Raw genomic sequence first — 3835 nt, 5'->3', positions numbered from 1 at the left:
AATATATCTATCATAACTTAGAATATATCAACGATTTTGCACGAAATATCGATTTACCGACAAAAAGTGACATAATAAAAAGAGGAGGCTATTCGCCCCCTCTTTTTATTGTCTTACGCCTTCTTAACGAACTGTGATTTTAACTTCATAGCTCCGAAACCGTCGATTTTACAATCGATATCGTGATCGCCATCAACTAGACGGATACTCTTTACTTTCGTACCGATCTTCACAACTGAAGAAGTTCCTTTTACTTTTAAATCTTTAATAACAGTAACAGCGTCGCCATCTTGAAGAACGTTTCCGTTCGCATCTTTTACAACTTTTGCACCATCATTATTTTCAGCTTCTGCGTCTTGGCCCCACTCATGAGCACATTCTGGACATACGAAAAGAACGCCATCCTCATACGTATATTCTGAATTACATTTTGGACAATTTGGTAAAGTAGCCATAAATTCATTTCCTCCGTTCATTATTTATACGTAAAAATCAAAATTGATGTTTACATCTCGATAAATAAAATTTGTATAGCATTTCTTTATAGTGCCATAGTCTCACGTTATTGACAACCCTACCTCAAATTCTCATTTTTTATTGTATTTTACAAAATTTCAATTCGTATGCCTTTTTTCCATTTGCTCTTCTACTAATTTTAAAAATCTTCGTTGTGCATTTTTATTTTTTACCAGCAATCGAACTCTCAGCTTACTTTGTAAATATGAGCGAACTTTGTAGTTCGTAATAAATAACTTTCGATACTTCTCGTCTTCATACATCATTCGAAACCACTCATACTGCTGCAAGTAAAGTATGTTAGCATCAATCTTTTTCGTGTGTAAACCCGTACTTAAACTAATAGATCCTATTAGAGCTTCTATTAATGCTGAAATCATTTCTCTCTCCCCTAATAAACAAAAGAAGAATCTTCACAAGATTCTTCTTTTCAAAATGAACGAGTTCCCTCTAGAAACCCCAATTATTTTCTTCAATATAAATTTGATATTCTTCTACTTCTTCTTCACTTAACTTCTTATTATTTTCATATACCTCTTGCCACTCGAAATAATCTTCATCGAAATAAACAGCAAATTTAATTTTCACATTTTTCTTCTCTGTATAATCATAACCAGTAAACTCTACTACGTCATACTCTTTTTCTTTCTTCACAAACTTCCAAGTTGGATTATCAGTCATAATCTCTAAAGTAACCCCTTCATCACTTGAACGAACAACGTTTTTAATATTCGGCTCAGTTGGTAAAAAGGACAGCCCTAACGCAACTAAACCAAACACAATCCCGACTATAATCTGTAAACCAATCATACCAGCTACACTAACGCCGCCCTTTGATTGTAAGAAATACGCCTTCTCATGATCAGACGCATCTTCTCCCTTACGAAAAACACGAACAGCATGCTTATAATATAAACGGTTTCCTTGCCATCCAGTAAATATCATCATTCCTAATTGAAGAGCTAAACTAAATGTTACATAAATCCCATCTGGAATATCTATAAAAGGGGGTATAACTATACTAGGTATAGCCAATAACGCAAATATAATAAATAACTTATACATTTTACGATAAGCTAACCAAAAAGTTGGGAAGAAAAAGGCTACCCAATTCCATGTATTCCCTTGCGCAGGATTTTCTACTTTACCCCACTTAAAATCATAATAAGCTGTATTTTTTTGAACAACTTTATGTAATTCTTGCTGAGAAATTGTTTCTTGTAAAACAGTGTCCTTCACGTACATCATCCTTTTCTTATTTCTATATACATTTATTGTATATGTACAAAATAAAGGAATCTAACAAAAAGTACACATATTTCATAAAAATGAACGGAAATCGAATATATTCCGACAATTATCCGTTTCTTATTTCATTTTACTTTTAAATATATTAAAATAATCATGTATCATACCTTTAATACACTAAGTTAATTATTTTATATATTCACTAAAAAGGATGCATCAAAATCATTTTTATACATCTTTTTTAGTGAATATATACTACTATTTTAAAACAAACATCTCGACTTAAGAAAACTCACAAATTAGCCTTCTACTATTTCAAACATATTTCCACTTACACAACTAATGAATAGTCCATTATTAACTTCCTCAATTGATACAATAAAATCTATTACAACAACATTTTTAGGGAGTTTAATTATATCTTTCACTTCGCCACATTCAGCATCAAGTATGATTAATTCTAAATTTGAAGTAGCAATGTAAATCTCTCCATCTTTATATAACAGAACCTTTGTAACATCATGTAGAGTCGTATTGTTCCAAATCACTTTACCTGTTTGAATATTAATACCGCAAATTCTGCCTTCTCCTAAGGACAATACCATCATCTCTCCAGTAAGAAATGGAGGTAATTCAATTTCAAAAGGCATATTTACTTCATATAATTTTTGACCGCTCTTATGGTCATAACATTGTATTTGTCTACTTACATCTTCATATTCATACTCAGTTCTTGTTAATAGTATTTTTGATTCCATTGATGCAATGTAAGAATACTGTACCTCATCAAAGGCTTTTTCAAAAATTAAGTTACAACCTTCTTTTCCATATTCCCACTTTTGTAATGAATCTATTGCTACACATATAAAATGTTCATTAGTTAAAGTAACTGGTTCATTTGGATTACAATCTTCCATCATTTGTTTCCATAGTGTAGAAGCGTCTAATAATTGAATGGCAATTGCAACGTTACTATATACATCAGCTTCCCCATCTTCATCAAAAGAATTTCCTGCTAACACATAGTAATCTGAGCCAAGATGACACTGCGCCATTTCTCCCCCGACTCGGACATTCTTTTCCCATAATTTCACTCCACTTTCAAGCTCTAATAAAACATTGTAGCCTTCTTGTGTAATAACTAGTAAACGTGGTAACTCTTCTCCCGTAGTTTTTACATCTTGTATAATATGCCCTTCTATTTCTAAATCCCATAGAAGCTCCCCACAACTTGATGAAATAGCGTACAATTTCGCCATACTTTCTCCAAATCGATTCGCATGCCAAATAATTGTGACACCATTCACAGTTATGCAATTACAATCTTCTACTATTGGAATATGGCACTGCCAAATTTCTTCTTTCGTTTCACTATCGAGTTTACGAATTCTGTGGTTATTTCCCTCTACATAAAAGATACTCTTCTTATCATGAGATAGTACCGGAGTAAATATCGGGTCAACCTCTCTCCCTTTTAAATACTTCCATTTTAATTCATACTTGTCACTTGTAGAGTGATAAGTTCGATACATAATTTCATCATTTCCATTTACAAGTTTAGGAACAAATGGATCAATTCCTAACATTCTATGGTAAGCATCTTTGATTCGAAAAGAATCAACTCCACTCATGTAAATCTGCCCTATCTCCTTTTTAAGAAACGAAAAGAGTACTCGTAAAAATTGCTCGCTATCAACACTAGCTAACTTCTTGCCTCTCTGATTAATAATGAGAAACTCCCCATCTTTCTTCTTAAATTCCATCTTTTTTTCATATTCATTTAAGAAAATTGTAGCGTCATCATATTTAAAAACCTCGATACAAGCATCAAACAACTGACAAATCGGGTCTATTATGTCCGTCTTTTCTTGAAATACAATACTCTCATCTATACTAAGTACTATTTCTCCGGCATTTTCTGTCGGCAGTTTATTTAGTTCGATTTGAAACTTTTTCATTATTTCCTCCCTCTATTGCGTGTTATCTAAACTAACTATAATATATGACATAAGATTCTTAAAACTATTATTTGAGGTGACCGAATATGAAGAGTACAATTTGGGCAGAAGAT

General features: G+C 32.4%; 4 protein-coding genes. All 4 read right to left on the bottom strand.

What is annotated here, in order from left to right; genetic code table 11:
- Positions 1–113: 113 nt before the first annotated feature.
- Entirely contained in the window at positions 114–455 is a 342-nt protein-coding gene (gene phnA / locus MR167_RS30920; protein ID WP_000212735.1) for an alkylphosphonate utilization operon protein PhnA, read from the bottom strand.
- 159 nt (positions 456–614) lie between these two features.
- The gene (locus MR167_RS30915) at positions 615–896 is read right to left on the bottom strand and encodes a hypothetical protein (protein ID WP_000622255.1); all 282 of its coding nucleotides are present in this window, start codon (positions 894–896) and stop codon (positions 615–617) included.
- A gap of 70 nt (positions 897–966) precedes the next feature.
- Complete coding sequence (locus MR167_RS30910; RefSeq protein WP_118961879.1) at positions 967–1764, bottom strand: DUF2628 domain-containing protein; 798 nt, start codon at positions 1762–1764, stop codon at positions 967–969.
- 299 nt (positions 1765–2063) lie between these two features.
- Entirely contained in the window at positions 2064–3722 is a 1659-nt protein-coding gene (locus MR167_RS30905) for an outer membrane protein assembly factor BamB family protein (RefSeq protein ID WP_242316196.1), read from the bottom strand.
- Between the last annotated feature and the right edge of the window lie 113 nt (positions 3723–3835).

Source organism: Bacillus cereus group sp. BfR-BA-01355, assembly GCF_022663675.1.
GTDB lineage: Bacteria > Bacillota > Bacilli > Bacillales > Bacillaceae_G > Bacillus_A > Bacillus_A thuringiensis_S.
The sequence above is the reverse complement of the archived record's forward strand: the minus strand, read 5'-3'. Positions and strand labels throughout refer to the sequence as shown.